Origin of the sequence: Streptomyces sp. NPDC050636, from assembly GCF_040654775.1 — a bacterium.
In the GTDB taxonomy this organism is placed as follows: domain Bacteria; phylum Actinomycetota; class Actinomycetes; order Streptomycetales; family Streptomycetaceae; genus Streptomyces.
The window spans coordinates 1-2098 of record NZ_JBFAIP010000246.1; the positions used below are offsets into that span (position 1 = coordinate 1).

Here is a 2098-nt window from a genome sequence, read left to right on the forward strand (position 1 = left end):
CCCCACAACCACCCCCCCACCCCCCCGATCTCCCTTCCTTGGGCCCGCCCCAACCCCCGGTAACACCATTTCGACCGACCCCCTGACCCCCCCCGCCTCCCAGCAGGCGGAAGGTGACAGGACTTCGGACCAGTGCCCGTGAAGACCCGTGGCCGCCCTGAAGCTGATCTCGCAACACTGATCAGGCCAGGCCGAGAGGGGGTTGTGCATGTGAGCGACGCCGTTGGTGGCACGGGGGAAACGCCGTCGCCCTGCAGCCTGCAGTGCCGCAGGATCTTCCAGTTTCACCGTCGTCCGCGCGCAGCAGCACGTTGCCAGAGCCCGCAAAATACGGCTCCGGCGGGCGAGCCGGACGACCATGCACTGCACTTCGGGTGCCCCGACCCACTGGGCCGCCCCCCCCGCACCCCGCCCGCAATGGTCCTCGCGGACAAGGCCTTTACCTCCCATGCGATCCGTGCTCACCTGCGCCGACGAGGGATCAGGGCAGTCATCCCGAGCCCCGTGGACCAGAGGGCCAACCGGAAGCGGCGACGCGCGGCCGACGGCAGACCATCAACCTTCGACCGTGAGGCATACAACCCCGGTCCGCAAAGAACGGCGCCTTGACGCTGTACGCCGAGCGCATTGGCACAAGCTCGGGTGGCGGGGCTGCGGCGGGCGCACAGCGTGTTACCCGGACTCGCCGCCGACGGGTGCCTCTGGACGATGCTTCCGTCGGCGGCGGAACCGCACGGCGCATGCCAGCGTCCGTCCAGACGTTCGCCAGATCATGAACCAAGTTCATGAACGCTGACAGAGGATCTCGTCAATGACTGGAACAGCCACCCGCTACCTCTACCTCGCGCGGCACGGTGAGGCTTCACCGGATGAGAGCAAGCTGACGGACAACGGCCGCCGACAAGCGGTACTGCTGGGTGAGCGGCTTCAGCGCAGCCGTCTCTCGGCTATCCATCACGGTCCGCTCCCACGAGCGGAGCAGACTGCCCAGCGGATCTGCGACCAGCTCGACGACGTTCCCCTGCAACCGTCCGAACTGGCTGGGGACTACATCCCCTATCTGCCGCAGCGAGAGGAGCTGCCTTCGGAATCGGCCGACGCCATGCTCGGCCACCTGTCCCAGTTCCCGGCCGATGAGCGCGAACACGGGCCGGCGTTGGCTCAGGCAGCTCTCGCACAGTTCGCCGGACCTGCCGACGGTGACGAGCCTCGCCACGAACTGATCGTCACCCACAACTTCCTCATCGGCTGGCTCGTCCGATCTGCCCTCGACGCTCCGAAGTGGCGCTGGATGGGCCTCAACCACGCGAACGCCGCGCTGACCGTCATCCGATACACGCCCGGTCGGCCCGCTTCTGTGCTCTTCTACAACGACATGGGGCACCTTCCTGCAGAGCTTCGCTGGACCGGCTTCCCGCCCGAACTCCACATCTGAGGGCAGCGATCTACCAATCGCATCGGTAGTCAACAGGTGGAGATCCAGCGACACTCGCCTGGCTGCCTGGCTGCCTGGCTAGCCGTGGCCGAGGTGGTTGGGCTGACACTTCGGGGCCGTGGAAGAGGCCGTACTCCGTCTGAGGGAGCTGCTGACGCGTCGACGCACAAGGCACAAGGCACAACGCCGGGCGTCTCGTGCCCCGGGTGTGGCACCGACCTTGCCGCCGATGTAACGCGGCGCCCCGCGAGCCGAGCCAAAGAAGGATGAGCAAGTTGGAGATCGTGGTAGATGACCTCTCCGGGCCAGAGATCGCCAGGTTCCTCGATGAGCACGTCCAGCAGATGCGGTCGCTTACGCCACTGGAGAGCAAACTTGCCCTTGACCTCGACAGCCTCCGGAGCCCAGCGCATGGGATTCACTCGCCTGAGCCTGGAAACCGGGTCCGCTGAGTTCTTCCGACTCGCCCGGAGGTTGTTCGAGAAGTTCGGATTCCAGCACTGCGGACCCTTCGCCGACTACCAACCCGACCCGAACAGCGCCTTCATGACAAGGACGCTCTGAAGAACTAGCTGTATTGATCACGAGCGTTGTTGACACTTGCCGGGCTTGATCATGGCGAAGACCTCCGGTGTGGTGGAGCTGTCTAGGACTGCACCGCAC

At 65.7% G+C, this 2098-nt stretch carries 1 protein-coding gene and 2 pseudogenes; all 3 read left to right on the top strand.

All coding sequences use genetic code 11. The features are described 5' to 3' along the window. Positions 1–387: 387 nt before the first annotated feature. Positions 388–579, top strand: a pseudogene (locus AB0I10_RS41005) (IS5/IS1182 family transposase); the annotation flags it as partial. Positions 580–811: 232 nt separating this feature from the next. Continuing rightward, entirely contained in the window at positions 812–1435 is a 624-nt protein-coding gene (locus AB0I10_RS41010) for a histidine phosphatase family protein (RefSeq protein WP_363157832.1), read from the top strand. A 275-nt stretch (positions 1436–1710) separates the two neighbouring features. Next, positions 1711–1999, top strand: a pseudogene (locus AB0I10_RS41015) (hypothetical protein). The last annotated feature ends 99 nt before the right edge of the window (positions 2000–2098 follow it).